The organism is Streptomyces sp. P5F9, assembly GCF_057961495.1.
Map to the genome: position 1 here is coordinate 1 of NZ_JBXVPZ010001052.1, position 581 is coordinate 581.

Annotated in this window: 1 protein-coding gene; it reads left to right on the plus strand. The window is 71.3% G+C overall.

Features of this window, described 5'->3' with window-relative positions; genetic code table 11:
• Positions 1–361 precede the first annotated feature (361 nt).
• Positions 362–581 (plus strand): helix-turn-helix domain-containing protein (locus AC31A1_RS52350; protein WP_489660067.1); only part of this gene is annotated, 220 nt, incomplete at its 3' end.

Below are 581 nucleotides of genomic sequence, written 5' to 3' on the forward strand. Positions count from 1 at the left end.
CGCCCCGGACCGTGGACCCCCCCATTTCCCCGTCGTCGTTCAGCTCTTGGATGCCCCGTGGAACACGGGGGGAGGGGCGCCGGATGTGCTGCGGTCGGATGCCCCCGGCATATCGACCGCAGCACGCGCCTCGGGTTCGTTCCGAAGGCATGATCAGTGCGCCCGTTCCCCCATAGGACGCGCCCCCGTGCCCGTAGGCTCCGGCACAGACAGCTTCCCCGGTCATCGGGCCGGTCCGGAGGGGTCGGGTGTTGCCAGCGGGTATTTGGCAACACCGTTCGGGCGGTGTGGTGTTGGGGGGACGGTCATCGAGTACGACGGATTCGGCGCCGAGTTACGCAGGCGCCGCATCGCGGCAGGCATGTCGCTGAGCGAGCTGGCCGGCAAGGTGTACTGCAGCCGCAGCTTCCTGAGCCGCGTGGAGAACGGGCGCCGCAGGGCGTCCCTGGAGTTGGCCCAGCTGTGCGACGAGGTGCTGGGTGCCAAGGGTGCGCTGGTCGGGCTGGCACCGCTGCCCGGGTCGGACGCCGTACCGAAGGCGGTCCGGGGCGGGGCGGGTGAGCGGGCGCCCGTTCTCCACG